The sequence below is a fragment of the Barnesiella sp. CU968 genome, from assembly GCF_905219685.1.
Lineage (GTDB): Bacteria > Bacteroidota > Bacteroidia > Bacteroidales > Muribaculaceae > Lepagella > Lepagella muris_A.
This window is the reverse complement of the sequence record NZ_CAJMXD010000541.1, coordinates 1-1,517: the sequence shown is the minus strand read 5'-3', so window position 1 is coordinate 1,517 and position 1,517 is coordinate 1. Positions and strand designations below refer to the sequence as shown.

General features: G+C 45.4%; 1 protein-coding gene and 1 tRNA gene. Both read right to left on the bottom strand.

The window, feature by feature from the left end:
• Window positions 1-184: 184 nt before the first annotated feature.
• Window positions 185-257: transfer RNA gene (locus JX312_RS13515), tRNA-Pro, on the bottom strand.
• Window positions 258-312: 55 nt separating this feature from the next.
• Window positions 313-1,323 carry a UbiA family prenyltransferase gene (locus JX312_RS13510; protein ID WP_123403885.1) on the bottom strand — a complete coding sequence of 337 codons (1,011 nt, stop codon included), beginning with the start codon at window positions 1,321-1,323 and terminating at the stop codon, window positions 313-315.
• Window positions 1,324-1,517 lie beyond the last annotated feature (194 nt).

Here is a 1,517-nt window from a genome sequence, read left to right as displayed (position 1 = left end):
GGTCAAAATTTGGCTGGTCCTTTTTTAGTGGCCGGCGTCAGACACACTCAAAGAAACAGTATCAAGCGCGTTCCTTGAAAGCATCAGCCTCCACAGCTTGGGATTCAGGGAACGCGCCAAAAATCAGGGAACGCGCCAAAACTTGAAAAGGCTTGAAAATCTGAAGATTTTCAAGCCTTTTCTGTCGGGGTGAGGCGACTCGAACGCCCGACCTCTACGTCCCGAACGTAGCGCGCTACCAACTGTGCTACACCCCGATTTTTGTTTGCGAATGCAAAGTTACAATTTTTTTTTACAATCTCAAAATTTAATTCAAATTATTAACGAAGATTCCTCAATATATCCCTCCGGATAACCGATAAAATAGAATATTATCAACGACAAAACTGCAAAAAGAACAATATTGACAAGAGAAAGTCTCCAGGCAACTTTGCTATATCTTGGCTTGCGCATCAGTGATATAGCGATAAAACCGAGAATCATTGAAAGCACGGGAACCGGCATATAAATATAGCCGTCGTCAATGTCCATCCAGAAAGGAGCCATGATTCCGATGAGTCCTGAAGCCAGCGTGGATATGACCAGGAGCAAGCCCGTGGCAGCGTTGCCATAGCGTCCGAAAAAGGTTGTACGGGATGAAGTCACGTTATTTCTACGGTGAAAGACTCCGAAGATGACATGACAGTTTACAGCCATCATGCCAGTTATCATTCCCAATATCAAAGCCGGCATCAGATCCCACCAGCTGAAGAGAGCAAGAGCTTCGTGCTGCGACTGGACAAATGCAGTCCCGACAACCGCGATTGGACCGAAGATCAGGAATGTCGCCACCGGATAAAACACAGAGCGGCACAAAGGATGAGGTCCGGTGTTGCTTATGACCACAATTATCGCGATAAACGCGGCGAAGAGAATAGTCCACCATCCCGCCATCGACAACACTGCCAATCCTGCAGTAGCTGTCAGAATAGAGAACACTTGTATACCCTCCTTGAGAATGTAGGTCAGCGGACGGTCGATATCATCGGCATAGACAATATTGTTTTCTTCGTTTTCTCCATAACCATTTTTAGCATCATAATAACGATGCATCACATTGCTCGCACATTGCGCGAAGATTGCGAAGAGCAGACAAGCCAGTGCGGGGAAAGGCTGAAGATTGCCATGCGCGACGGCGGCTGCCGTTCCGGCAACGACCGATGCAATGCCGAGCCATAACGTACGAAGCCCAGCAGCTTTGATTAAAATCTGGAAAGCAGTCACGATAGATAAATTTGGCGTCTTTAGGGAAGGCGCAAAGACGATAGATTTTGAAAGCGGCATGCCACTTTCTTTGTTGTTCGATTGCAAAATTAATTAAAAAGGTGTAAATTTGCAAATATATTAAGTCACAATGCCATTGAGACCCTACACCTTGATAATGGCAGGTGTCTTGCTAAAAACTCAGATAATGAAGATCCATCGGGAAGGAACCAATATATTGATTCTATTGTTTATAGTATTGGCAGTGCTTAATG